This window comes from Martinezella tropici, assembly GCF_008370325.1.
GTDB classification, from domain to species: domain Bacteria; phylum Pseudomonadota; class Alphaproteobacteria; order Rhizobiales; family Rhizobiaceae; genus Rhizobium; species Rhizobium tropici_B.
In genome coordinates, this window is record NZ_VNIP01000018.1 from 1 (window position 1) to 25,502 (window position 25,502).

Consider the following 25,502-nt stretch of genomic DNA (forward strand, 5'->3'; position numbering starts at 1 on the left):
TTTCGAGTCCAAAGACGAGATTCTGCTGTCCATGTTAAGTGGAATAGGCGAGATGCTTACAGATGCGGTGCGAAAGTCTCCCTTAGACTCGGCTCCGATCGACGCCGTTCGGAACGCTGTTATCGGTGTCTGTAACGCGATTCCCTCGACCGACATGATCGAGTTGGATCGATTGATGCGGACAAGTGTGAGTGTTCAAGCTCGCAAGCAGGCATTCTATGTGCAGCAAGAGGGCGAAATCTACGCAGCGCTCAGAGAGCGGTGGCCTGAGCCTGAACGCTCAATGGCGTTGCGAGCCGTTGCGATGCTCGCAGTCGGGGCCATGCGAGTTGCCGGAGATATCTTCACTCAGGAAAATGGCGAGCGGCCGCTGGCCGAACTTCTTGAGAACATATTCCGTAGCGTCGCCTCGGAGATCCGCTGAGGCGACACGCGCTGCAGTCAGTCGCGTTAGACCTGATCCTGTGTTTGATTGCTTTGAGAATATGCCGAGTTTGCCGGGCAGCTTCACCTGAAATCCCGTGCTTTAGGAAACGGGCCCGGCATAGTATCCGGCTCGGGATAAGTGCCGTTATGCCGAGTTCGGCATAACGGCACGACCATTTCACGGGGAGGCCATGCATTGACGATGCAGGGCTTTGCGGTTAGCTCTAGCGCCATGAACACGGCACTCGTTCACGTAGTGGTAGGAAGGCGCATGGGCAGGATGGTGTAACCATCCGGCGAAAGCACCCATGCGCGGTAAGCAGGCTCCTGACGGGGCCTTTTTTATTGCCCTGAAACAGGGCGGCGCCTCGTCAGATCTCCCTCGACTTCCCACTCACACGACGGACAAGGCCATGACGCGCACCGAAAGCCGCATTGAGCATCCAGCCTCGCAAGCGATCGAAGACACCAACACCGGAAGAGCCGCTGTAACGCCGCGGCTGACGACCCTCATCCTACTCTCCGCCCTTGCGGTGCTGCCGGTCAATATGATCCTGCCATCGCTGACGAAGATAGCAGCGGCATTCCACGCCGATTTCGCTCTCGTGAACCTCTCCGTTGCCGGCTTTTCCATCGTCACTGCAACCCTTGAGGCGATCGGCGGCGCGATATCAGATCGGTTCGGCCGCCGGCCGGTGGTCCTGACGGCGCTTACGATCTTCATCATCGCCTCGATCGGCTGCATTCTCGCCCCCGATATCGGCACTTTTCTCGTCTTTCGCTCGATGCAGGCCTGCATCGGTCCGTGCTATTCCGTCGCCCTCGTCATCATCAAGGAAACATCGGACGAGCGTGAAGCCGCCAGCAAATTCGGCTATCTCGCCATGGGATGGGCGTTGGCGCCCATGGTCGGCCCACTGTTCGGCGGTTCGCTGGACGAGTTTTTCGGCTGGCGGGCAAGCTTCGTCGTTCTGGCGGGCCTCGGCATTGCCGCCTTCCTCCTGTCCATACGCGAATTGAGGGGATCGAGAGCGCCCTTATCGGCTGCGCGGAGGAACTACCTTGCCTCCTATGGCCTTCTTTTGTCTTCGGCGCGATTCTGGGCCTATACCCTCTGTATGGCCTGCTCGATGGGCGTTCTCTATATCTTCCTGGGCGGAGCGCCGCTCACGATAGGCGATGCACTCGGCGGATCGAGCGCCAGGCTCGGCTTCTATATGGGCATGGTTCCCGCCGGCTTCATTCTCGGCAGCTATCTGGCCGGCCGCTACGCCGCGAAAATTCCGCTCGGCACGATCCTTGTCATCGCGCGGCTTCTGACCTGTATCGGCCTGTCGGTCGGCCTCGCCCTGTCGCTATCAGGCGCTACGCAGGCTCTGGCGCTTTTCGGCCCCTGCATATTCATCGGCATCGGCAACGGCCTCACCATGCCGGCGGCCAATAGTGGCGCGATGTCGGTACAGGCGGATATGGTCGGGACGGCCGCGGGACTGGCCGCCGCCATGCGGATCGCCGGCGGCGCGCTCATCGGTTCCATCGGCGGGTTGTTCGTCGCGCAATCGGCAACGATCCATACCCTCTTCGCGCTGATGCTGATATCCGCATTGCTCGCGCTGCTCGCGGCACTTTGGGCCGCGTTCGTGGAGCGGCATGCCCGTAAACCAGGGTAAGGCATCTCTGCCACAAAGCCGGCTGCAACAGTCAGGCTTTGCGGCAGAGACTTGTCTGCGTTTAGTTAGCGGCCAGGTTCGAAAACCGTCCTTTGCCGATCACGCGCCATAAACGACGAGCAGATCCTTGGCATCGATCTGGTCGCCGGCGCGCACGAGAACCTCGGAAACCGTGCCGTCCTTTTCGGCGTGCAGCGCCGTCTCCATCTTCATGGCTTCGATGGACAGCAGCACGTCGCCGGCCTTGATCGCCTGGCCGGGCGAAACGAAGACCGTGGAGATGACGCCCGGCATCGGCGCGCCGACATGGGCGGCGTTGCCCGTTTCGACCTTGCGGCGCACCGCACTGCCGGAAGCGCCATGGGCACGATCCGGTACCTTGATGCGGCGCGGCTGGCCGTTAAGCTCGAAAAAGACAGTCACCATGCCCTTCTCGTCGGTCGCCGTCATCGCCTGGTTGACGATGACGAGTGTCTTGCCCTTCTCGATTTCGGCAAACAGCTCGTCGCCTTCCTTCAGGCCGTAGAAATAGGCCGGCGTCGGCAGCACTGAGACCGGGCCGTAGGTGTCGGCGGCCAGCGCGTAATCGGTGAAGACCTTCGGATACATCAGGTAGGAGGCGAATTCAAAATCGTCGACCTTGCGCTCCAGCTTGGTCTCGATCGCCTTGCGCTCGGCATCGAGATCGGCTTCGGCAAGCAGCGAGCCGGGACGGACAGTGTATGGCTTGTCGCCCTTCAGCGCCTTCTTCTGCAGGGCTTCCGGCCATCCGGACGGCGGCTGGCCGAGATCGCCCTTCAGCATGGAGACGACCGAATCCGGAAAGGCGATATCCTTGGCCGGGTTCTCGACATCGGCAACCGTCAGGTCCTGGCTCACCATCATCAGCGCCATGTCGCCGACGACCTTGGAAGACGGCGTCACCTTGACGATATCGCCGAACATCTGGTTGGCGTCGGCATAGGCCTGCGCCACCTGGTGCCAGCGGGTCTCAAGTCCAAGCGAACGCGCCTGCTCCTTGAGGTTGGTGAACTGTCCACCCGGCATCTCGTGCAGATAGACTTCCGAAGCCGGTCCCTTGAGATCGCTTTCGAAGGCGGCGTACTGGTGGCGAACGGCTTCCCAATAGAAAGAGATGCGGCGGATCCATTCGGGATCGAGGCCCGGATCGCGCTCGGACCCCTTGAGCGCCTCGACGATCGAACCGAGGCAAGGCTGCGAGGTATTGCCGGACAGCGCATCCATCGCCGCGTCTACGGCATCGACGCCGGCGTCGACTGCGGCGAGCACCGTCGCGGCGGCAATGCCCGAGGTATCATGCGTGTGGAAATGGATCGGCAGACCGGTCGCCTCGCGCAGCGCCTTGAACAGCACCTTGGCCGCGGCCGGCTTCAGAAGGCCGGCCATGTCCTTCAGCGCGATGATGTGGGCGCCCGCCTTTTCCAGCTCGACGGCGAGATTGGTATAATATTTCAGATCGTATTTCGGGCGGGCCGAATTGAGAATGTCGCCCGTATAGCAGATCGCTGCTTCGCAGAGCTTGTTCTCCTCGGCAACGGCATCCATCGACACGCGCATGTTCTCGACCCAGTTCAGGCAGTCGAAGACGCGGAAGAGATCGATGCCGCCCTTGGCCGCCTGGCGGACGAAATATTTGACGACATTGTCGGGATAATTGGTGTAGCCGACGCCGTTGGCGCCGCGCAACAGCATCTGCAGGAGCAGGTTCGGCGCGGCCTCGCGGATCAGCGACAGGCGTTCCCACGGATCTTCGGTGAGGAAGCGCATGGAAACGTCGAAGGTGGCGCCGCCCCAGCACTCCAGCGATAGAAGCTGCGGCAGGGCGCGCGCATAGGTGCCGGCGACGCTGGCGATATCATAGGTGCGCATGCGGGTCGCAAGCAGCGATTGATGGCCGTCGCGCATCGTCGTGTCGGTCATCAGCACGCGCTTCTCACCGCGCATCCATTCGGCGAATTTCTGCGGGCCGAGCTTGTCCAGCAGCTGCTTGGTGCCGTCGGGCACCTTGCCGTCAATATAGGGCAATACCGGCTCGGCGACCTTCGGCGAAGGTGCCGGGCGGCCGCGCGTTTCGGGATGGCCGTTGACGGTGACATCAGCGAGATAGGTCAAAAGCTTCGTGGCGCGATCCTGGCGCTTGACCTGCTGGAACAGCTCCGGTGTCGTGTCGATGAAGCGCGTCGTATAGCTGTTGTCGCGGAATTTCGGGTGCGTGATGATCGCTTCGAGGAAGGTGAGGTTCGTCGCCACGCCGCGGATGCGGAATTCGCGCAGCGCGCGGTCCATGCGAGCGATCGCCTCCTGCGGGTTCGGCGCCCAGGCGGTGACCTTCACCAGCAGCGGATCGTAGTAACGGGTGATGATCGCGCCGGTATAGGAGGTGCCGCCGTCGAGACGGATGCCGAAGCCGGAAGCCGAGCGATAGGCGGTGATGCGGCCGTAGTCCGGGATGAAATTGTGCTCCGGATCCTCCGTCGTCACGCGGCACTGCAGCGCATGGCCGTTGAGCCGGATGTCTTCCTGCTTCGGAACGCCCGATTCAGGCGTGCCGATGGCAAAGCCATCGAGAATGTGGATCTGCGCCTTGACGATATCGATGCCGGTGACGACCTCGGTCACCGTATGCTCGACCTGGATGCGCGGATTGACTTCGATGAAGTAGAATCTGCCGGTATCGGCATCCATCAAATATTCGACGGTGCCGGCACCGACATAATTCGTGGCTTCGGCGATCTTCAGCGAATAGGCGGCCAGTTCCTGGCGCTGCGCGTCGGTCAGATAAGGCGCCGGCGCGCGCTCGACGACCTTCTGGTTGCGGCGCTGAACCGAACAATCGCGCTCGAACAGGTGTACGACGTTGCCGTGCGTATCGCCGAGGATCTGGCTTTCGACATGGCGGGCGCGCTCGACGAGCTTTTCGAGATAGACCTCGTCCTTGCCGAAGGCGGCTTTCGCCTCGCGCTTGGCTTCCGTCACCTCCTTGGCGAGATCGGCCTTGGAGCGGATGACGCGCATGCCGCGGCCGCCGCCGCCCCATGAGGCCTTGAGCATGACCGGATAGCCGATTTCTTCGGCCATCTTGGCGACCTCAGTCATATCATCTGGCAGCGGCTCGGTTGCCGGCACGACGGGCACCCCGACCGAGATCGCCAGGTTGCGTGCCGCCACCTTGTTGCCGAGCTGGCGCATCGTGTCGGCCCTCGGGCCGATGAAGATGATGCCGGCGGCATCGCAGGCATCGACGAATTCAGGGCTTTCCGACAGCAGGCCGTAGCCCGGATGGATGGCATCGGCGCCGGACAGCTTAGCGACGCGGATAATTTCGTCGATCGACAGATAGCTCTCGATCGGCCCGAGATCGCGGGCAAGATGCGGGCCACGGCCGACCTGATAGCTCTCGTCCGCCTTGAAGCGATGCAGCGCGAGTTTGTCTTCCTCGGCCCAGATGGCGACCGTTTTTATGCCAAGCTCGTTAGCAGCGCGGAAGACGCGGATGGCGATTTCGGAACGGTTGGCGACCAGGATCTTGGAAATGGGCAATGCGCTCTCCTCACGGCATCGAAACGGGCAATGCTGCACCCGCGAAGAAAATTCTTAACTTCTTGTCGCGGGAAGTTCAATTTCTCCTGCGACATCCGACAGCAAAATAGTTGCTATTATGGAATAAGTCCGTTTCTGAAAGCGATGGCAACGATATGCTGCCTGTTCTTGGCATCGAGCTTATCCTGGATACTGTTCATGTACCAATCGACGGTGTGGTTGGAGATCGTCAGCAGGCGGCTGATCTCGATCGACGTCATGCCGTCGGCCAGGTGGTTCAGCACCTCCATCTCGCGCTTGGTCAGCTTCAGTTCGGTCCTTCCTGGATCTTCCAGCGATTGCGCTTCGCCGTTTAGTTCCAGAAGCCGCCAGAAGGCCTTTTTGGCAACTGCATCAAAAAGAGAAAGCTCCGTCGGAGAAAGATCGACCGCCTCGCCACCGATCGTCATGCATCCGAGCAAGCCGCTCCGCCCATGGATCGGGAAAACATAGCCGTCGACAAGCCCGTTGGCGCGGGCATCCGCCATCATCTGCTCCATCCGCCGCCGCAGCGGATCCGCCTTCAGGGCAATGACGGCATCGCGCCAACGGAAAGGACGCTGTGCCCGGCCAAGATAGCGCCCGACCGGGTCGACGAGCATGTACCGCTTGCGAACATAGATCAGCGGCCACTGATCGGGCCAGCGCCCCGCGAGCATGAAGTTCGCGACATCGACATTCGGCCGCGTCTGTTTCAGCACGCCATAGAATTCGAACTTGTAGGAACGGAGCACGCGCTCTAGCTCGGTCACGACGTCGTTGGCAAGCTTGCACTCTTCGATGACCACAAGCAATTGTAACAGCGAATGGATATTCACATCTACCCCTCGGCTTTGCAGCCTGAATTACCGGCGGACGGGGCATTGCCACTATGCCCGTCTGGTCCCACGGCGCGCTCAATCGCCGGCAACATACTCATGCCGGCGCAAAATTGAACGCCCTTAGCGATTTTTTTACCGTTCAACCCTGAATGGCGATCTATGCGGCGCTTGAAGATACGAGATACTACCACGTTCAAGTCTCCTCAAATTGTCATATTTCTGCGGCGATCGATAGCGACATCATCATGCCATCGCCCGCATGGCGCGAAAAATACCCTGAAAAAACAGCTGCAGATTCCGTTAATCGCCGGTTCAGGTAGCAATCTGTAGCATCCGACCATTCCGAGTTTTGCTGATGCACAGAGGGTGCCGGATCGTGTCACTGTTCAAAGTCTATGCAAGAGCCCTGAAGTATCTTGGCGCGTATCGATACCGCGTATGGATGGTCGTGATCGCAAACATCGCGCTTGCGATGACCACCATTTACGAACCGGTGTTGTTCGGCCGCATCTTCGACGCCATTGCCAAGAAAGAAGCCGTCACGCCGACCATGATGTTGTGGGCCGGCTTTGCCGTCTTCAGTGCCGTAGCCTTCATCGTGGTGTCCCGCGAGGCGGATCGTCTCGCGCATGGCCGTCGCGCCTCCCTGCTCACCGAAGCATTCGGCCGCATCATTTCGATGCCGCTCTCCTGGCATAGCCAGCGCGGCACGGCGAGTGCGCTGAACACCTTGCTGCGCGCCTGCGAAGCACTGTTCGGCCTGTGGCTCGAATTCATGCGCAACCACCTGACGACGGCCGTCGCGCTCGTTGTCATGATCCCGACCGCCATGGCCATGGACCTACGTCTCTCGGCCGTGCTGATCCTGCTCGGCGTCTTTTACTGGATCATCGGCCGCCTGGTGATGAACCGCACGAAGGATGGCCAGACCTCGGTCGAAAGCCATTACAATACGGTCTTCTCGCATGTGAGCGACTCGATCAGCAACGTGTCGGTGCTGCACAGCTACAACCGCATCGAAGCTGAAACCAAGGCGCTGAAGTCGTTCACCGAACGTCTGCTGGCAGCCCAGTATCCGGTCCTCGACTGGTGGGCCCTTGCGGGCGCCCTGAACCGCACGGCCTCGACCGTCGCAATGATGGCGATCCTGATGATCGGCACCGTCCTCGTCCAGGGTGGCAGCCTGAGCCTCGGTGCCCTGATCACCTTCATCGCCTTTGCGAACGTGCTGATCGGCCGCCTCGAGCAGCTGCGCAACTTCGCCAACCAGATTTTCGAGGCCCGCGCCAAGCTCGAAGACTTCTACACGCTGGAAGATTCAGTCCGCGACCGCGAAGAGCCGGCTGGCTTGGCCGAGATCAAGGACGTCAAGGGCGAAGTCGAATTCCGCGACGTCTCCTTTGGCTTCGCCAACTCGTCGCAGGGTCTGCACGACATCTCCTTCAAGGTGAAGGCTGGCCAGACCGTCGCCATCGTCGGCCCGACCGGCGCCGGCAAGACGACGCTCGTCAACCTGCTGCAGCGTGTCTTCGATCCGCAGAAGGGCCAGATCCTCGTCGACGGTCACGACATCACCAAGGTGACGCGCAGGTCGCTGCGCCGCTTCATCGCCACCGTCTTCCAGGATGCGGGCCTGCTGAACCGTTCGATCAGCGACAATATCCGCCTCGGCCGCGAAGGTGCGACGGAGGAAGAAATGGTCCGCGCAGCACAGGCCGCCGCCGCCAACGACTTCATCGAAACCCGCGAAAGCGGTTACGAGACCCGCGTCGGCGAACGTGGCAACAAACTTTCCGGTGGCGAACGCCAGCGTATCGCGATTGCCCGCGCCATCCTCAAGGACGCTCCGATCCTCGTGCTCGATGAAGCGACAAGCGCGCTCGACGTCGAAACCGAAAACCGGGTCAAGACGGCGATCGACAACCTGCGCCAGAACCGCACGACCTTCATCATTGCTCACCGCCTGTCGACGGTCCGCGAGGCCGATATGGTCCTCTTCCTCGACAACGGACGCATCATCGAGAACGGCAGCTTCAACGAGCTCAGCCAGAGCAACGGCCGCTTCGCCGCCCTGCTGCGCGCCAGCGGCATCCTGACGGACGAGGAAGTCCGCAAGGCACACGCAACGGAAACCGAAGCCGCCTGATCTTCGCAAGGGGCCCAAGATCGAAGCCGGGAGAGCACCGCTCTCCCGGCTTTTTGCTGTCGAGGCTTTGGACAGGCGACGATTGTCAGGCAAGCACAGCGCGATCGGCAACCTCCTGCCTGGCCCCTCACCCCAGCCCTCTCCCCGTTTCAACGGGGAGAGGGCTGGGGTGAGGGGCTATACCGAACAAATCCGCAAGATCCGCCGCCTCGATCAAAGACACGGCCAACCAAACACGAAGAAAGGCCCGGCGGGAAAACCGGGCCTTTCCGTTTTCTGATCGGAGGTCAATTTGGGCGAGCGCACCAGGAGTTAAGATCGGCGCCCGACCGGGATCAGATCAGAACTTGCGCTCGAAGCGGAGCACGCCGGCCCACTGGTCGCGGTCGGCAGCATCCCAGTTCGTGTAGGAGACTTCCGGCTCGACAAGCAGATCCTTGACCGGACGCCAGGCAACGTTGGCGGTAGCGGCGAAGATCTTCGAGTCGGTGTAGGCAACCTGAGCATTGGCCTGCAGCTTCGAGTTCAGCTGATAGCTCGCGCCCGTCCAGAAGGCCCAGTCGCCCCAGCCGCAATCTGCGCCGTTGGTCGGGCAGGCGGAGCGATTGCTGTTGAGGTAGGAGCCGGCATACTTGTTCAGCTTGTCGCCGTCCGTGTTGTAACCGCCCATCAGGAAGGCCTTGAAGTCACCGAAATCGGCATCGATACGAGCCTTGATCGCGCCCTCCTCGACGACGCTGTCATAGCCCCCGATCACGCGAAGGGTCCATGCACCCGTCTTGTAGCCGGCGCCGAGAACGACGTCCGGAGCATAATGGTTGCCCTTGCCGGTCTGCCATGCGCCGCCGTAGGACGAGGTATCGCTGGAAGAATTGGAATCTTCGAGCGAGATCACAGCCGTGAAGCCGTTGCCGGCATCGTACTTGTAGGTGAGCTGGTTGAGTTCCTTCGGGCCGTCATAGATGACGTCGTCGTTGATGACGTTGCCGGCATAACCCATGTAGTTGTTGTATTGCGAGTCGGCCTTACCGACCAGGAAGCCGCCGAGGCTGATATTGGCGAACAGCAGCTTGGTGGAAGTGGAGTTGCCGTCGTTCCAGTCCCAACGGACGACCGTGTTGGTCTTCAGCGGGCCATATTCGGTGTCGGTCGCGGTATCGACGCTCAGTTCCGCACGGGTGTGCCAGAGCGTACCGTTCTTGCTGCGGGCGTTGTAGGCATCGTACCATTCACCTTCGGTACGAACCTTGCCGCCGACCTTCAGGCAGGTTTCAGTGCCTGGAATGAAAAAGTAGCCGGGGCCGTAAGCATCACAAATGCGAACGTACTGAAGCGGTTCCGGCTCGGTGGCCACGATGGCGTCAGCCGCCTGCACCCCCGATGCAGCTGCCAGGGCGGCGGCCGAGCCGAGAAGAAGACCTCTGATATTCATTAGATTACTCCAATTCAGTATCGATTGGACATGAGCTGCCGCGCCGAGAATTCGACGTCCCTACTCATTCCCGATTTTTGACAATCCCCACGAAAGCGCGGCCATCCCCTTGGACAATGCCGGCGACGCGATGGCGGCGCTCCCGAGCGCCGTCACATCGACCATATAACAATTAAATTTTGCACAACAAGATTTTGGGCACTCGAAATTCTGCTGCAGCGCAGTGCAATCATGCCGCGTTGCAGAAAAATCACGTCACACTTCCTTCGTGAAAGTGTCATAAACAGAAATATCGAAGAAAATCATGAGATTGAGCCGCGCGTTGACGCGCAGCTCAAGGAAAGTCACCGGCGTTTCGCGATATGTGCGGGCACCGTGATCGCCCTTGCAGGCACCTTCGCCGCACGCGGGCCGGCGAGCTGCAGCCGCTTGTGTTCCAGATGATAGGCATAGAGGAACTGCGCGGCGATGCCGATGACGACATAGATCGCGCCGACGGTCGGGCTCTTGTTGGTCACATAGAGGATGACCTGACCGGCCATGGCCAGGATCGTGCCCGCCACGAAGATGCTGAGCGAATGCCGGCCGAGGATCGTCAGCGGATGATTGGCGGAACGGCGCAACAGCTGCGAGATGGAGGGTATGCTGACGATCAGATAGGCGAGTGCCAGCACGTGCAGCAGGCGTGGCAGCGACAGGAACGTCTTGTCGAAGCCGGTGACGACGGTGGGCAGGCCGAACGTGGCGAGATAGTCGCCGAGGATCCAGAGCTTGTCGGTCACCCAGATGAAGGACAGGAGCACATAGGCAGACGCAAGCGCGATCAACACCGGATGCACGGGGATACGCCCGCCGCGCTTGACATGCATGGTGGCTATAAAGCCGATGACGAACAGGAGCTGCCAGGACAGTGGATTGAGGAACCAGAACCCATCGAGCAGCGTCGTATGCGGCGCGATATAATAGATGCCCGACACCAGCCAGACGCCGACGGAAATCAGCAGCAGGAGCAGCGGGTTTTTCGCCTCCAGCAGCATGATCAGCGGCAGCATCAGGAACAGGGCGCCATACATCGGCAGGATATTGTTGTAGCCGATCTGGTGCCCGAGCGTCAGCAGCGCGGGAATGCCCCGCGCCGGATCCATCAGCAACGCCAGAATATTCACTTCGCAGAGCAGGCCCTTCTGGTGAAAAATCCATGCCCCCGAGATGAACAGCACCAGTGTCACGAAGGTCGTGATCATATGGGCGGTATAGAGCGTGAATGCCCGCTTGATCGCCTTCCACGCCATTTTCAGCCGATTGCCGGATGAGAACTTCGTTCCATAGGCAAGGCCGACCGAGATGCCGGAGATCAGCACGAAAGCTTCCGCCCCGTCTGAGAAGCCAAAATTCTTCGAGGTCAAATCCTCGAAAAACTGCCCTGGTACATGGTTGATGAAAATCATGATCAGGGCCAAGGCCCTGAGAACATCCAGCCGGGTATCCCTCTGAGAGACCGGCTTCGGCAAGCTTATGCGTTGAACCGCGGCCGAGCCGATATTCGCCCTTGAATTCATAAAACTCTCCTGTTCCGACAATCAAATGCGATCGGGGCCAAAGAGTTCCCTCTTTTTGGCCCCGATCGTCGACGCAAAACAGTGCAGGAGACGCTACTGTCCGATCGGATGACCCTCTTCGGGATGGGCGATCGCCCTATCATTGATGGTGACCGAGTATCCGGTCGCATCGGGCGCTTTTGAGACGGAAATGCGATAATTTCCGCCCGGCAGCTCGAGTTCCGCCGCAAAGCCGTCCCAGTTCAAAGGCAGCGCCGGCTTGACGAAAAGTCGGCCGTTTTTCACGCGGATACCGAGAATGCCTTCGACGGCGACACGATACAGCCAGCCGGCAGATCCTGTGTACCAGGTCCAGCCGCCGCGGCCGGTCAATTGTCCTTCGCCATAAATATCAGCCGCGACCACATAGGGCTCTACACGATAGGTATCGGCCTGATCACGATCGCGTGCGTGGTTGACGGGGTTCAGCATGTCGAAGCAATGCCAGGCATCGTCGCCGCGATTCATCTCCGCCAGCGCCATGACGACCCAGGTCGCGGCATGGGTATACTGGCCGCCGTTCTCGCGCACGCCCGGCGGGTAAGACTTGATGTAGCCCGGATCGCGCGCCGACTTGGCAAAGGGCGGCGTGAACAGCCGGATGATACGGTTTTCATCGTCCACCAACTTGTCGAGAACGGCATTCATCGCCTTCTCGCCCCGCGCCCTGTCGCCTTCGCCGGAGAGAATATTCCACGACTGCGCGATCGAATCGATCTGGCACTCGAAATTCTCGCTGGAGCCGAGCGGGCTACCGTCGTCGAAATAGCCACGGCGATAATGACCGCCGTCCCAACCGGCCGTCTCCAGCGCCTTGCGCAGGTCCGGCAGGTGATCGGACCAACGCTTGACGCGCTCCTTGTCGCCGCGTGCCTCGGCATAAGGCAGGAAGGCGGTGAGCATGCCGGCCAGGAACCAGCCGAGCCACACGCTTTCGCCGCGACCCTGGATGCCGACGCGGTTCATGCCGTCGTTCCAATCGCCGCCGAGGATCAGCGGCAGGCCATTGCCGCCCTTGCGCTTGATCGCGAGGTCGAGAGCCAGAGCCGCATGTTCGTAGACGCTGACTTTGTCCTGCGACACGGTCGGCTGATAGAAGACGTCATGCGTTCCGGGCATCAGGGCCGCACCCTCGACGAAGGCAAGCTCCTCGTCGAGGATCGACTTGTCGCCCGTCACGGTGCAGTACTGGTCGATGGCATAGGCGAGCCAAACGACATCGTCCGAGATGTGCGTGCGTACGCCGGCGCCGCTGCCCGGCAGCCACCAATGCTGCACGTCGCCTTCGCGGAACTGACGCTGCGCCGCATTGAGGATCTGGTTGCGGGCAAGCTCCGGTCTATGCACCAGGAATGCCAGCGTATCCTGCAGCTGGTCGCGGAAGCCGAAGGCGCCCGACGACTGGTAGAAGGCGGTACGCGACATGATGCGGCAGCCGAGGCTCTGATAAGGCAGCCAGGCGTTGATCATGTTGTTCATCGCCTTGTCCGGCGTCGAGATCTTCACATGACCGGTGAAGCCGTCCCAGAACTCCCGGCCTGCCGAAAGCACGGCCTCGAAATCGGCCTTGCGGATTTCCGACACCAATGCTCGGGCCTCTTCGACGGTGGCCGTATCGCCCATATAGAAGCAGATTTCCTTCTGCTCTCCGGCCGCGATGGTCACATCGAAGGCCAGAGCGCCGCAGGGATCGCCATCGAGATCCGCTGAATTCGAGAGCGCGGCAGCCGTAACGACGGCTTCCGGCATCTGGATCGTGCCATGGCGGCCGATGAACTCGCGGCGGCTTGCCGAGAAACTCGAATGCGTCTCGCTCGCCGCCATGAAGGCGGTCCGCTTGAAGTAATCGATGCTGTAGGGGTTGTTGGCAAACAGCGCACCCGTCTCCTCATCCAGCGTCGACAGGATGAAGGGCCTGGTCTTGTTCTGATTGGTGCCGAGCACCCATTCGGCGTAGTTGTAGATCCGCAGCCGCCGGCTGCCGGCACCGTTGTTGCTGAGCCGCAGGCGGAAGAGCTTGACCGGGCGCTCGCGATCGACCGTCTGCGTCAGTTCCAGCGCTACGCCGTTCTCTTCGCTCGAGAAGACAGAGTAGCCGAGACCGTGACGAGCCTCGAAACGGACTTTCGCATTGCGCGACAGGCCGGCATAGGGCGTCATGACCTTGTTGCTGTCGAGATCGGCCACGTAGAGCGCCTCGCCCGGACGGTTGACGACCATGTCATTGGTCCACGGCGTCAGCTGGTAGTCGCGCGAATTGTGGCTCCAGGTGAAGCCGCCGCCTTCGGCGGGCACATGGAAGCCGAAGCGCTCGTTCGCAATGACGTTGATCCACGGATGCGGCGTCGACTGCCCTCCGGGCAGGCGGACGACATATTCGCGGCCGTCCTTGGAGAAGCCGCCATAGCCGTTCCAGAAATCGAGATCGTCCTGCGCCTCCAGAGCGTCGGCCGCAAAGACCGACTCCTGCAGCGCCACCGGCACTGTAAGGCGGTTGAGCGGCGCCGGCGCATCGGACTGCGCCGAGGCAAACAGCGTCGCTGCACGGGCGATCTGATCGACGAGCTTGCCGTTGCGGGCATGGAAGATCACCCGCGATGCGGCAAGGATCTCCTGGTAGGTCTCGTTTTCGATCTGGTCCTTGCGAACCGAGAAGATGTTCTGCCTGAGACCGTCGCCCTGGTTGTGACGCACATGCTCGACGAGCTTGTCCAGCTCGCGCTGCATGTCCTGGGCCTGCTCGACAGCGCGTTCGTTGACGATCACCAGATCGGCACTGATGCCGCGTGAACGCAGATATTCCGCCGCCATCAGCGCTTCCCGGGCGATTTCGAGATCGATATCGTCATTGATGCGCAGGGTGAAGATCGGGAAATCGCCCGAGATCGTCACCGGCCAGAGTGCGGACTGCGAATGCAGGCCGGCCTGCACGGTGGCGCCATCGGCGCGCAGGTGCATATCCGGATAGACCAGGTAGCGGGCGAGCTTCTGGAAAGCGGCCGCCTGCTGCGAGGTGACGCCGACATGGCGCATCTGCATCTGCGTGCGCGTCCAGGCCTGCGTGAGCTCGATACCGAAGGTGTCGGGATTGCGGTAGCGCTCGACGGCCTTGTCGACCTCCTCGCGGTTCGGCGCGGCGATGGTCCAGAAAATCACGCTGACCTTCTTGCCCGCGGGCACGCGCACGACGCGACGCAGCGACAGGCAGGCATCCATGGTGAAGCCGTCGGTGCCGGAAAGGGTCGTGCCCGGATCGAAAGCGGCGGCTTCCGCAAGCGTGCGGCCACGGCCGAGGAACTTGCGACGATCCGTTTCGAATTCGGTCGGGCGTTCCGATCCGGCATTGTCGACGACCAGATGGGCGATCGACATGTCCGGTTCATTATAGTCGCGCTTGTTGCGCTCGGCGCGGATCACGTCGCCGCCATTGCCGATCTCGGTGCGCACGAACATGCGCGCGAAGACCGGGTGACCGGAATCGACGTCGTCGCTGGCAAGCGCGGGCTCGAGATAGGAGGTCACTTCGATGAAGCGATCTTCCGTGCCCATATTGAGCAGCGTCACGCGGCGGCCTTCGGCATCGTGCTCGGTCGCGACGATGCATTCGACATCGCTGGTGAGATCGCCGACCGTCTTGCTGTACTCGGCCTTCTCATCGCTGAACGAGACCTTGGTCTTCTCACCCTCGATGCTGCGCGGCTCCGCGGTCGCCGACCACCACTGGCCGGAGGCGGTATCGCGCAGGAAGATGAACGTGCCCCAACGGTCTTCCGTCGGGTCGGCGCGCCAGCGCGAAACCGTCAGGCCGTTCCAGCGCGAATAGCCGGCGCCGGTCGCCGTCAGCATGACCGAATAATGGCCGTTGGAGAGGAAGGCGAGTTCGCGATCCTGCGTGGCTGGATCGGCGATCTTGCGGATTTCCGGACGCAGCATGTCTTCCTGGATATTCGCCGGCTGGTCGCTCTCGTGCTTGGCGGCCATGACCGGAATATCGCGCGGCGCCTTTTCCTGCAGCAGCAGTTCGGCGGCTTCGATCACCGGATCGGCGTGGAAGAGTTCGCGCAGGCGACCGTTGAAGGCGACGTTGGCGATCGCGGCGATCGACATGCCGTGGTGGTGGGCATAGTAGTTGTAGACCACCGCGCACTTCTTGCCTTCGGGAACGCGGGTCGGCGTGAAATCGACGGCATCGTGGAAGCCATAGATGCCGAGCGCGCCGACCTTGCGCAGCTTCTGAAGGTTTTCCAGCGCCGCGGCCGGACGATACTGGCTGGCGAGGATCGAGGCGTATGGCGCGATGACGGCATTCTGGCCGAGACCGCGCTTCAGGCCGAGGGAAGGCACGCCGAAATTGGTGTACTGGTAGTGCATGTAGTGGTCGCGGGCATTGAAGGCCGCTTCCGAAATGCCCCAGGGAATATCGGAACCCAGGCGCTTGGCGTAGTTCATCTGCTCCTGGACGACCAGATTGTTCGTCTGGTTGAGGATACCGCCCTGGCGCTCCTGCATGACGAGCGGCGGCATCAGATATTCGAACATCGAGCCGGACCAGGAGACCAGCGCACCGCGCGAGCCGACAGGCACGACCTGGCGGCCGAGACGATACCAATGCTCGGTCGGCAGATCGCCCTTGGCGATGGCGAAAAGGCTGGTGAGGCGGGCTTCGGAAGCCAGGAGGTCGTAGCAGGCGGCATCGAGCTCGTTGGTTTCGACGCGGAAACCGATGGAAAGCAGGCGCCGCTCCGGACGATAGAGGAACGCGTATTCCATGCCGAAGGCGAGTTCACGCATCTGGTCGCGCAACTTCGCCAGACGCTGACGCAGCGAATCCACATTGGCGAGATCGAAGATGCTATCGGCGATGTGGCCTTCGCAAACCTTGACCAGCGATTGCGACCAGGTGAGCACCTCGCCGCTCTGCGTGGACTTCACCTCATGGTCGAGGTTTGCCGCAAGTTTCTGGATGTCCTGCGCCAGAACCGAAAGGTTGATGACGCGGATGGAGGCGAACTCATGTTCGCGCTTGACGGCGGCAAGCGCATTCTGGAAGCCGACGATACGCTCTTCCAGACGGCGACGCAGCGGCCGCACCGTCTTGCGGTCGTCCGGGAGCTCGGCAAGGGTTTCGGCGAGAATGCCGGCGACGTCGCCGATACCGTCGAGATTGCCCTGCATATGCGCGGACGGTGCTTCCGCCCAGATGCGGCAGGCAGACGAAACCGCAATCAGGTGGCCGGCGAAATTGCCGCTGTCGACAGCCGAGATGTAGCGAGCGCCCATCGGCTTCAACGTGTCGGTGTGATACCAGTTGCACAGGTGTCCGCGGAACTTTTCGAGCTTCGCCACGGTCGCCATGGTCTTTTCCATGCGATCGATGGTTTCCTCGAAAGAGGTCCAGCCGAAGTGACGCGCGGAAATGACCGACAGCAGGTAGACGCCGATATTGGTCGGCGACGTCCGTGATGCCACGACGGCGTTCGGGGTCTGCTGCACGTTGTCGGGCGGCAGATGGTTCTGCTGCTCGACGACGAAGGTTTCGAAATAACGCCAGGTGCGCCGCGCGATCTTGCGCAGCTCGAAGGAAACGCTTTCCGGCACTTCGAGCCTGTCTTCGGTTTCGGCCGACTGGCTGACATACCAGGCGATCGCCGGCGACAGGACCCAGAGCAGCGCAAAGGGAATGCCGACGAAGAAGGCGTTGTCGCCGGAAAGCGACGCAAAGGCGAGTGCCAGCAGTGCCAGCACAGGCGCATGCCACATGACGCGATAGTGGCCGAGGATCGTCGTCTGCGCCGCGGCCTGGGCGCTTGCCGCGGTTCGCCATTGCAGCATCAGCTTGCGGCTGACGAAGGCGCGGTAGAGCGAACGGCCGATAGCATCGGCCATGATGCAGGCGCCGTCGGCAATGAAGACGATACGCAGCGCGACCTGGGCATTGGCGGCGCGGATATCCGACCAGACCGTATAGAGATGAGCGCGGGCGACGATATCGCTGGTGCGCGGAATGATGCCGTTGATGAGCGACAGCGTCGGCGCCACGAACAGGCAGAAGATCAACAGGATCTGCCAGATGAGCGCCGCCAGCGGCTCCATGAAGTACCATCCGAGAACGGAAGCGAAGAACCAGGCGATCGGCGTCAGCGAACGGCGCAAATTGTCCATCATCTTCCAGCGGCCGAGGCCGGTGACGCCGCGCTTCGGATTGAAGAGATAAGGAAGCAGCTGCCAGTCGCCACGCGCCCAGCGATGCTGGCGCGAGACTTCCACTTCGTAGCGGATCGGGAAATCCTCGACGAGTTCGCAATCCGTGACGAGGGCGCAGCGCGCCATCGAGCCTTCGAGCAGATCGTGGCTGAGAACCGCATTCTCCTCGATCTTGCCCTTCAGCGACGCCTCGAAGGCATCGACGTGATAGAGGCCCTTGCCGGTGAACGTGCCTTCTTCAACCAGATCCTGATAGACGTCGGAAACGGCGAAGACGTAAGGGTCGAGACCGCGATTGACCGAAAAGACGCGCTGGAACACCGACGCATCCTTGCCCGTCGTCAACGACGGGGTGACACGCGGCTGCAGCACGCCGTAGCCGCGCACGACGCGCTTGCTCTCGGGGTCGAAGACCGGGCGGTTGATCGGGTGATGCAGCTTGCCGACGAGCTTCGTGACCGTATCGCGCACCAGGCGCGTATCGGAATCGAGCGTCATGACATACTGCACATCCTTCGGCACGATGTTGGCGCCGGGCAGGAAGGTGGTATCGCGGTCGCCGCGCAGCAGCATGTTCAGCTCATGCAGCTTGCCGCGCTTGCGCTCCCAGCCCATCCAGGCGTCTTCGGAAGGATTGTAGAGGCGGCGGCGGTGCAGCAGGTAGAAGCGCTGAATGCCGTCCTCGTCATAGCGCGCAGCCAGATTGGCCACTTCGCGGCGGGCGTAATCGAGGATTTCCAGATCGCGCTCGCTCTCTTCCTCCTGGCTGTCGGGCCAGTCGCTGAGCAGCGCGTAATAGACTTCGCCGCGCGGATTGGCGAGATAATGAACTTCGAGATTGCGCACGAGCTCGTCGACGCTGTCGCGATTGCCGATCAGGGTCGGCACGACGACCAGCGTGCGGGCTTCTTCCGGAATGCCTTCCTTGAATTCGTAGCCGACCAGGCGCGCCGGCGTCAGATACATGGTGACGAAGAAATTGAAGAGGCCGGTGGCGCCTTCCGACGCCGGCAACGAGAACATCAGGAGCAGCAGGATGGTCTCGACCCAGCCCATGCCGGCATGCAGCATGAAGTAGCCGACGATGCCGAGCGCCACGACGGTCAGGAACAGCACCGGCGCCGCGATCGATAGCCAGTTGAGCTTGCGCCACTGGCGCACGAAGCTCACCGACAGCGGCACACGATAGCCGATCGCCTTCTCTAGCTTTTGCGTCTGCTGGCCCATGATGAAGTCGCCGATATTCGGCTCATGCGGCTGGACTTCACCCGATACCTTGGCCGCCTCGGTCATCGCCATGGCAACCTGGGCGATCTCCATTTCGGTCTTTTCGGAGCGGCGGGCAAGTTTTTCGATACGGCGGCGATAGCTGTTGCGCGAGCCCGGATCGAGCTTGGCATAATCCGTCTCGTCCCAGAGCAGCTTGTCGACGGCGCTGACCTCTTCGACCCAGACGGACCAGTCGGTGTCGTCGATCAGGCGCAGGCTCTTGATGATGTTGCCCATCGTCACATTGCCGGACGACAGGCGATTGTGCTCGGCCATCATGACGCTTTCCGCGTCGGTGCCGGCATCAGTCAGCCGCTTCTCAAGCCAGGTGACGGCGAGGCCCGACGTGTGCGAGCCGTCGCGCAGGCGATAAAGGAACTGCGTGGCGAAGGTATTGTCCGAAGTGAACGGCTCGAGCGTCTTCAGGAATTCGGCGACCTTGGCGTCGTCATTGAGGCGGATCAGTTCGTCGACGGCGGCATTGGCCTTCTTGCGCGTCATGCGGCTCTGCTCGACGCGGCTCGAAATGCGGCGCAGGTTTTCGACCAGGATATAGCGCACCAGCGAGGGAACAGCCCAGAGCTCGCCGATCTTCAACATCTCCACCGACTGGAAGCCTTCCACCAGTGCCAGCAGGCCCTGATTGGAAACCGTGCTGTGGGTGTGGGCGACATAGAGCCAGGCGAGCGCCATGGTGCGCGGCATCACCATGCCGTCGATGGTAATCGTCTGCAGCTGATCGTAGAACTTCTTCGGAAAATCGCGGCGGACTTCCTGAATAGCCTCTTCGATGATGTAGTGGTTGTCGAGCAGCCATTCGGCCGCCGGCGTGATCGATTCCCCGGCATCGACATCGGCATTGGCCGAGCGATAGACGCGCAGTATCTCTTTCTCGTTTTCCTTGTGCCGGGCGAAAAAGTCAAAGGCTGCAAAGCCCGGCAGCTTGGTTTTCGCGCCGTTGCGGGCAAAGGTCGCGCCGCATTCCTTTATCTGCTCGTTGGAGAAATAGGTGGCGCGGATCGCATCGTTGTGATCGATCTGCTTGGCTTCAGAATCGCGCGGCGTAACGGTGGAGAGATTTTGAGATGTCATGGATTCGGGTTCTGGGTCCAAACAGAGTGAGTGGCATTGTCGCCTTTATCGTTTTTGCCCTGCCCGACGCAAGAATTCACGCATTTGGACCCTTTTGCTTCGCTTCCCGGCGGGCGAAGGGGGGTGAATTCGAAGTGACGGCTTAGAACAAACATATAAAGGCGAAGATTTTCACGGGCGGTCTTAAAGATTGCGGCGACTATTCGTCATCATCCAAAAGGGTGTCCGTGAAACTGGATACGCGGCCAAATGGTTCCGGCAGCGATCCGCACAGGTCAACGACAATCGATCAAGGTCATGAGGCATTCTCCCTGGGCTGATTCATCCCGTTTCGGAAATTCAGCATGGTTCGGCATATTGAGCCCTCAATATCCCGCAGAAGATGAACTTAAACTGAACCCCATAAAAAGATTCGCAAATTCCTGTCGGGACGCATCGTTTTTCGAAACGGTTCGCGAGCCGATCGGATTGGCCACCGCTCGCCGACGCACGGAGCTTGGGCCCCGTCTGCCCCGACCCGCCACACGGAAACGGTGCTGCTCACGATCGGGGAAAATGCACAACGCACACGAATCTTTCGGTCCCCTCCGCGCCGCCGGGCCACGACCGCGCCGACTGCTCTCCCGAATGCTCTTTATTTGCGGGAAGCTTACCGTTTCTGTGCGGCATATTCTATCGGCCGGGCAAATTTTCTTTGCCCGGCGAAGTTCCGCCAGCGGGAGAAAGGGAGAGTTGCGGTGAAATGGATCTGAACTTCGGATAGGCCGGCCCGCGTATGGCGTCCGGCACTCCAGCTTCGCCTTGGCCCTTGACGCCGCAACAGGCGCGGAGAAGAGGACCACGCTGTGCAGGAGGCGTGGGCTGCCGCCCCGCAAAGCATCGCGCTTAGAGCATTTCCAGGAAAAGTGCGCAGCGGTTTTCCGTCGGAATGCGTAAAGAAAGAAAAAGATAGAGCGTTTTCGCGATTCGAAGAAAAGCGGAAAGGCTCTAGACGACGATGCCGCAAACGATGGCCGCAACGAACAGGAATGCGGCAGAGAAGAGGACGACATGGATTGCCGTCTGTATCTTGTGCCGCGTCTTGGCGGCGCGCTTGGAACCATCGAACTGATTCACATGCGTATTCGAAATACCCAAATTCGCCATGTGTTGCCTCCGTTCGTTTCTTATATGTCTCTCAGGTCAAGCCCGGGACGGATATTCATATATTTCCTATCAACTAGGTAGAGATGAATTTCCGTCCAGAACATCAGCTGAGAAAAATTAAACCACTGGATTTCGAGGACCCGAAAGATCGGCAATGCCAATTCAGCAAAGAATGCGGCGGGCCCAAATCAAGCTGCGCTCGATGGCGCTGGTATCGGCCGCCTGCTCTTCTGCAGATCCGGCCTGGCGGCGGCTGTTTTCATCGGAAAGAGAGGCGGACCGTGCACCTTCCTGCTTCGCCGGAACCGGCGGATGAAGATAGCCCATGGTCATGCCACCCATGAAAAACATGCCTGCCTCCACTTAACGTCTGACCCTTGATCGGGATCACGAAAGTTAACTGCCATTAACGAGATCATGACAGAATTGCGGCGGGTGTCAATAGTCTATACGATTGGTCGTGTTTAACCGGTCCATTCGTTAACGTGGCAAGGGCGCAGGGCGTCGCCCGCTCAGGCGCGGACGAATCCCTTGCTGGCGACCATCAGATTACGCGTGTAATCTTCTTTCACGTCGCCCGCCGCCAGCTCCTTCGCCGCCAATCTCTCGACGACCGCGCCGTTGCGCATGACGGCCAAACGCCCGCACATATGGGTGATGACGCCGAGATCGTGGCTCACCATCACGAAGGTCAGACTGCGGTCCTTGCGCACCTGTTCGAGCAGGTTGAGCACCTCCGCCTGCACGGAAGCATCGAGCGCCGAAGTCGGCTCGTCGAGCAGCAGGATGGATGGCTCGACGATCAGCGCACGGGCAATGGCGACGCGCTGCCGCTGGCCGCCGGAGAGCTGATGCGGATAGCGGAAGCGGAAACCGGAGCCGAGGCCGACTTCGTCCAGCGCTCTCGCGATGCGCCTCTCGCTGTCGGCGATCCCATGGATCGCCAGCGGCTCCAAGAGCAGCCGATCGATCGTCTGGCGCGGATGCAGGGAGCCGTATGGGTCCTGAAACACCATCTGCACCTGGCGATAGAAGGTCTTGCTGCGCTTGGCACCCTTCAGCCGCTCGCCGCCGACGCGGATGGTGCCATCCGTGACGGGCGCAAGGCCGGCAACGGCACGCAGCAGCGTCGACTTACCGGAACCGGACTCGCCGACCAGACCGAAGGATTCCCCCTTGTTCACCTCGATGCCGACGGCATCGAGCGCATAGTAGCCATCATAGACGACGCTGAGGCCATCAACCGCAAGTGCCGCCGTCATGCTGCCCACTCCGGCTTGCGGTCGAGCACCGGCAGCGGATGCCGGTTCTCGCCGATGACAGGCATGCAGTTCAGCAGGCCGCGCGTATAGGGATGCTGTGCATTGTTCAATTCGGAAGCCTTGAGCTCCTCCACGACCTTACCCGCATACATGACGATCACCCGATCGCAGAAGGACGAGACAAGCCGCAGGTCGTGCGAGACGAAAATCAGACCCATGCCGCGCTCCGACACCAGCTTGTCCATGATCTTGAGCACGTCGAGCTGCACCGTGACGTCGAGCGCGGAGGTCGGCTCGTCGGCGATCAGCAGCTCCGGTCCCGCGATCAGCATCATGGCGATCATGACGCGCTGGCCCATGCCGCCGGATACTTCGTGCGGATGCAGATCGTAGACACGGCGGGGATCGCGGATCTGCACGGCTTCCAGCATGGCCATGGCACGGTCTCGCGCCTCGGCCTTGCCGACCTTCTCATGTGTGCGCAGCGTCTCGGTGATCTGCCGGCCGATGGTCATGACGGGGTCGAGCGAATATTTCGGGTCCTGCAGCACCATGGCGATGCGCTTGCCGCGCAGCGACCGGCGCTCCCTGCCCGAAGCCGACAGCAGGTCGATACCGCTGAAGTCAAGCCTGTCGGCGCTGACGAGCGCATGCGGCGGCGTCAGCCCCATGATGGCACGGCCGGTCTGCGACTTGCCGGAACCGCTCTCGCCGACGATGCCGAGCCGCTCGCGGCCGAGCGTGAAGGACACGCCGCGCACGGCTTCGATGACGCCCGTGCGCGTCGGATAGCGAACCCTGAGGTTCTCCACGGTCAAAAGTGTCGTCATTGCCCGCTCTCCTTCGGATCGAGCGCATCGCGCAGGCCATCGCCAAGCAGGTTGAAGCCGAGGCTGACGATAAGGATCGCGATGCCGGGCATGGCCGCCACCCACCATTGATCGAGATAGTATTTGAAGCCGCTTGCGATCATGACCCCCCATTCCGGCAGCGGCGGCTGCGCGCCAAGGCCAAGGAAACCGAGGCCGGCGGCCGTCAGGATCACGCCGGCCATGTCGAGCGTGACACGGACGATCACCGATGAGATGCAGAGCGGCATGACATGGCGGAAGATGATGCGCAGCGGCGAAGCGCCCATGAGCTGCACGGCGGCGATATAGTCCGAGCGCCGCACCGTCATCGTTTCGGCCCGCGCCAGGCGCGCATAGGGTGGCCAGGAGGTGATGGCGATGGCGATGATGGCGTTCTCGATGCCGGCGCCAAGCGCGCCGGCGAAGGCAAGCGCCAGCACCAGTTTCGGAAAGGCGAGAAAGATATCGGTGATGCGCATCAAAATCGTGTCGGTCCAGCCGCCGAGATAGCCCGACACCATGCCGATGATCAGCCCGATGGGCGCGGATATGATCGCGACCAGCACGACGATGTAGAGCGTCCACCGCGAACCGTAGATAAGGCGGGAAAGGATGTCGCGCCCGAGATCGTCGGTGCCGAGCAGATAACCCGGCGTGCCCGGCGGTTTCAGATAGGCATTGGTAAGATCGCCGATAACGGGGGAATGCGGCGCGATGACATCGGCAAGCGCCGCTAGCGTCACAAGCGCGATGATGATCAGCAAGCCGATGACGGCCAGGCGATTGGCGGAGAATTGTCGCCATGTGACGTAGGCGCGCCCCAGCCTTGCCTGCCGGCGCGACTGCGGCCGGTCGGACAACAGCCAGTCCCTCAAGCTCGGTTGTGTGGTCTCAGCCATCATTTACGTCGCGTCCTTGGGTCGAGGGTCCGATAGAGCAGATCGGAAATCAGGTTGATGCCGATGAAAACCGTACCGATGACGATGGTCCCCCCGAGGACGGCATTCATGTCGGCATTGCGCAGAGAACTGGTGATATAGAAGCCGATGCCCGGCCAGGAGAAGACGATCTCAGTCAACACCGATCCCTCCAGCAGCGAGGCGTAGGAAAGCGCGATCACCGTGATTAGCGGCACCATGGCGCTGCGCAAGGCATGCCCCCAGATTACGCGCGTCTCGGAAAGACCCTTGGCGCGAGCAGCGACGATATATTCCTGCCCCAGCTCGTTCAGCATGAAGCTGCGCGTCATGCGGCTGATATAGGCGAGCGCGAAATAGCCGAGCAGCGAAGCTGGCAGGATAATATGGCGGAAAACATCCCAGAAGACGTCCCATTGCCCCTGCATCGCGCTGTCGAGCAGGAAGAAGCCCGTAGTCGGCGTGAAGGTATATTCATAGGCGATATCGATGCGGCCGGGATAGGCGACCCAGTTCAGTTTCGCATAGAAGATAACGAGCGAAACCATCGCCAGCCAAAAGATCGGCAGCGAATAGCCGACAAGTCCGACGACGCGGACGATCTGGTCTATGATGCTGTTGCGGCGCACGGCGGCAAGGACACCGAAGGGGACCCCGAAAACGGCGCCAATGATCGTGCCGACGGTGGCAAGCTCCATCGTCGCTGGAAAGACGCGCTTGATGTCGTCCATGACCGGATTGGTCGTCAGCACCGACGTGCCGAAATCGCCGCTCAGCGCGCTCAACAGGTAATAATAGAATTGCAGGTAGAGCGGCTGGTCGAGATGCATCTCTCGCCGCAGGCGCTCCAGCACCTGCGTCGGCGCATGGTCGCCGGCAATCGCCAGCGCCGGATCGATCGGGATGACACGCCCGATGAAAAAGGTTACGGCCAGAAGACCGAGATAGGTCGTGACGGCCACGACGAGGAATCGCAGCAGACCCATGAAAAAGGGAGCGGCACGGCCCTTCTTGGGCCGCACCTGCATTTTCCGTTCGACAGTGCTCAAAGAATTAGTCCCGCCGGAT

The 25,502-nt window shown here is 61.1% G+C and carries 14 protein-coding genes; 3 read left to right on the forward strand and 11 right to left on the reverse strand.

Annotated features, from left to right (window positions below; translation table 11 throughout):
- Together FP026_RS28240 and FP026_RS28250 are read left to right on the forward strand one after the other, a co-directional pair.
- On the forward strand, nt 1–424 hold a 424-nt coding region (locus tag FP026_RS28240; RefSeq protein ID WP_149637875.1), incomplete at its 5' end, for a TetR family transcriptional regulator.
- A 415-nt stretch (nt 425–839) separates the two neighbouring features.
- Nucleotides 840–2,096 carry a multidrug effflux MFS transporter gene (locus FP026_RS28250; protein ID WP_149637877.1) on the forward strand — a complete coding sequence of 419 codons (1,257 nt, stop codon included), beginning with the start codon at nt 840–842 and terminating at the stop codon, nt 2,094–2,096.
- A 99-nt stretch (nt 2,097–2,195) separates the two neighbouring features.
- On the opposite strand, the gene pyc is transcribed toward FP026_RS28250, so the two are convergent.
- Together pyc and FP026_RS28260 are read right to left on the reverse strand one after the other, a co-directional pair.
- The gene (pyc, locus tag FP026_RS28255) at nt 2,196–5,657 is read right to left on the reverse strand and encodes a pyruvate carboxylase (protein WP_149637878.1); all 3,462 of its coding nucleotides are present in this window, start codon (nt 5,655–5,657) and stop codon (nt 2,196–2,198) included.
- Between the two features lie 116 nt (nt 5,658–5,773).
- Nucleotides 5,774–6,514, reverse strand: coding sequence for a helix-turn-helix transcriptional regulator (locus FP026_RS28260; protein WP_149637879.1), 741 nt, complete (start codon nt 6,512–6,514; stop codon nt 5,774–5,776).
- A gap of 379 nt (nt 6,515–6,893) precedes the next feature.
- Between FP026_RS28260 and FP026_RS28265 the strand changes: the two genes are divergently transcribed.
- A complete protein-coding gene (locus FP026_RS28265) occupies nt 6,894–8,663 on the forward strand; it encodes a glucan ABC transporter ATP-binding protein/ permease (RefSeq protein ID WP_149637880.1) in 1,770 nt (589 codons plus the stop codon).
- A gap of 340 nt (nt 8,664–9,003) precedes the next feature.
- Here the strand turns inward: FP026_RS28265 and FP026_RS28270 are convergent, their stop codons facing one another.
- The 9 genes from FP026_RS28270 to FP026_RS28310 form a co-directional block, all read right to left on the reverse strand.
- Complete coding sequence (locus FP026_RS28270; RefSeq protein ID WP_149637881.1) at nt 9,004–10,095, reverse strand: porin; 1,092 nt, start codon at nt 10,093–10,095, stop codon at nt 9,004–9,006.
- A 344-nt stretch (nt 10,096–10,439) separates the two neighbouring features.
- Nucleotides 10,440–11,654, reverse strand: coding sequence for an OpgC family protein (locus FP026_RS28275; protein ID WP_149637882.1), 1,215 nt, complete (start codon nt 11,652–11,654; stop codon nt 10,440–10,442).
- A 93-nt stretch (nt 11,655–11,747) separates the two neighbouring features.
- On the reverse strand, nt 11,748–20,258 hold the full coding sequence (locus FP026_RS28280) for a GH36-type glycosyl hydrolase domain-containing protein (protein WP_149637883.1): 8,511 nt from the start codon (nt 20,256–20,258) through the stop codon (nt 11,748–11,750).
- A 987-nt stretch (nt 20,259–21,245) separates the two neighbouring features.
- Nucleotides 21,246–21,404, reverse strand: coding sequence for a hypothetical protein (locus FP026_RS30410; protein WP_162943936.1), 159 nt, complete (start codon nt 21,402–21,404; stop codon nt 21,246–21,248).
- A gap of 162 nt (nt 21,405–21,566) precedes the next feature.
- Nucleotides 21,567–21,755: a hypothetical protein gene (locus tag FP026_RS28290; protein ID WP_149637885.1), complete on the reverse strand. Its 189-nt coding sequence runs from the start codon at nt 21,753–21,755 to the stop codon at nt 21,567–21,569.
- 161 nt (nt 21,756–21,916) lie between these two features.
- Nucleotides 21,917–22,666 carry an ABC transporter ATP-binding protein gene (locus FP026_RS28295; protein ID WP_149637886.1) on the reverse strand — a complete coding sequence of 250 codons (750 nt, stop codon included), beginning with the start codon at nt 22,664–22,666 and terminating at the stop codon, nt 21,917–21,919.
- A complete protein-coding gene (locus FP026_RS28300; RefSeq protein ID WP_149637887.1) occupies nt 22,663–23,496 on the reverse strand; it encodes an ABC transporter ATP-binding protein in 834 nt (277 codons plus the stop codon). Before FP026_RS28300 ends, FP026_RS28295 begins: the two co-directional genes overlap by 4 nt.
- Nucleotides 23,493–24,419, reverse strand: a complete 927-nt coding sequence (locus tag FP026_RS28305) for an ABC transporter permease (protein ID WP_149637888.1) — start codon at nt 24,417–24,419, stop codon at nt 23,493–23,495. Before FP026_RS28305 ends, FP026_RS28300 begins: the two co-directional genes overlap by 4 nt.
- The gene (locus FP026_RS28310) at nt 24,416–25,483 is read right to left on the reverse strand and encodes an ABC transporter permease (protein ID WP_149637889.1); all 1,068 of its coding nucleotides are present in this window, start codon (nt 25,481–25,483) and stop codon (nt 24,416–24,418) included. The genes FP026_RS28305 and FP026_RS28310 overlap by 4 nt, the downstream gene beginning before the upstream one ends.
- Nucleotides 25,484–25,502: the final 19 nt, after the last annotated feature.

Excerpts from the sequence above, each read along its gene's own strand:
- FP026_RS28290 (WP_149637885.1), bottom strand. The coding sequence starts at position 21,755 with ATGTTTTTCATGGGTGGCATGACCATGGGCTATCTTCATCCGCCGGTT.
- FP026_RS28305 (WP_149637888.1), bottom strand. The coding sequence starts at position 24,419 with ATGATGGCTGAGACCACACAACCGAGCTTGAGGGACTGGCTGTTGTCC.
- FP026_RS28250 (WP_149637877.1), top strand. The coding sequence starts at position 840 with ATGACGCGCACCGAAAGCCGCATTGAGCATCCAGCCTCGCAAGCGATC.
- FP026_RS28295 (WP_149637886.1), bottom strand. The coding sequence starts at position 22,666 with ATGACGGCGGCACTTGCGGTTGATGGCCTCAGCGTCGTCTATGATGGC.
- FP026_RS28280 (WP_149637883.1), bottom strand. The coding sequence starts at position 20,258 with ATGACATCTCAAAATCTCTCCACCGTTACGCCGCGCGATTCTGAAGCC.
- FP026_RS28300 (WP_149637887.1), bottom strand. The coding sequence starts at position 23,496 with ATGACGACACTTTTGACCGTGGAGAACCTCAGGGTTCGCTATCCGACG.
- FP026_RS30410 (WP_162943936.1), bottom strand. The coding sequence starts at position 21,404 with ATGGCGAATTTGGGTATTTCGAATACGCATGTGAATCAGTTCGATGGT.
- FP026_RS28275 (WP_149637882.1), bottom strand. The coding sequence starts at position 11,654 with ATGAATTCAAGGGCGAATATCGGCTCGGCCGCGGTTCAACGCATAAGC.
- FP026_RS28270 (WP_149637881.1), bottom strand. The coding sequence starts at position 10,095 with ATGAATATCAGAGGTCTTCTTCTCGGCTCGGCCGCCGCCCTGGCAGCT.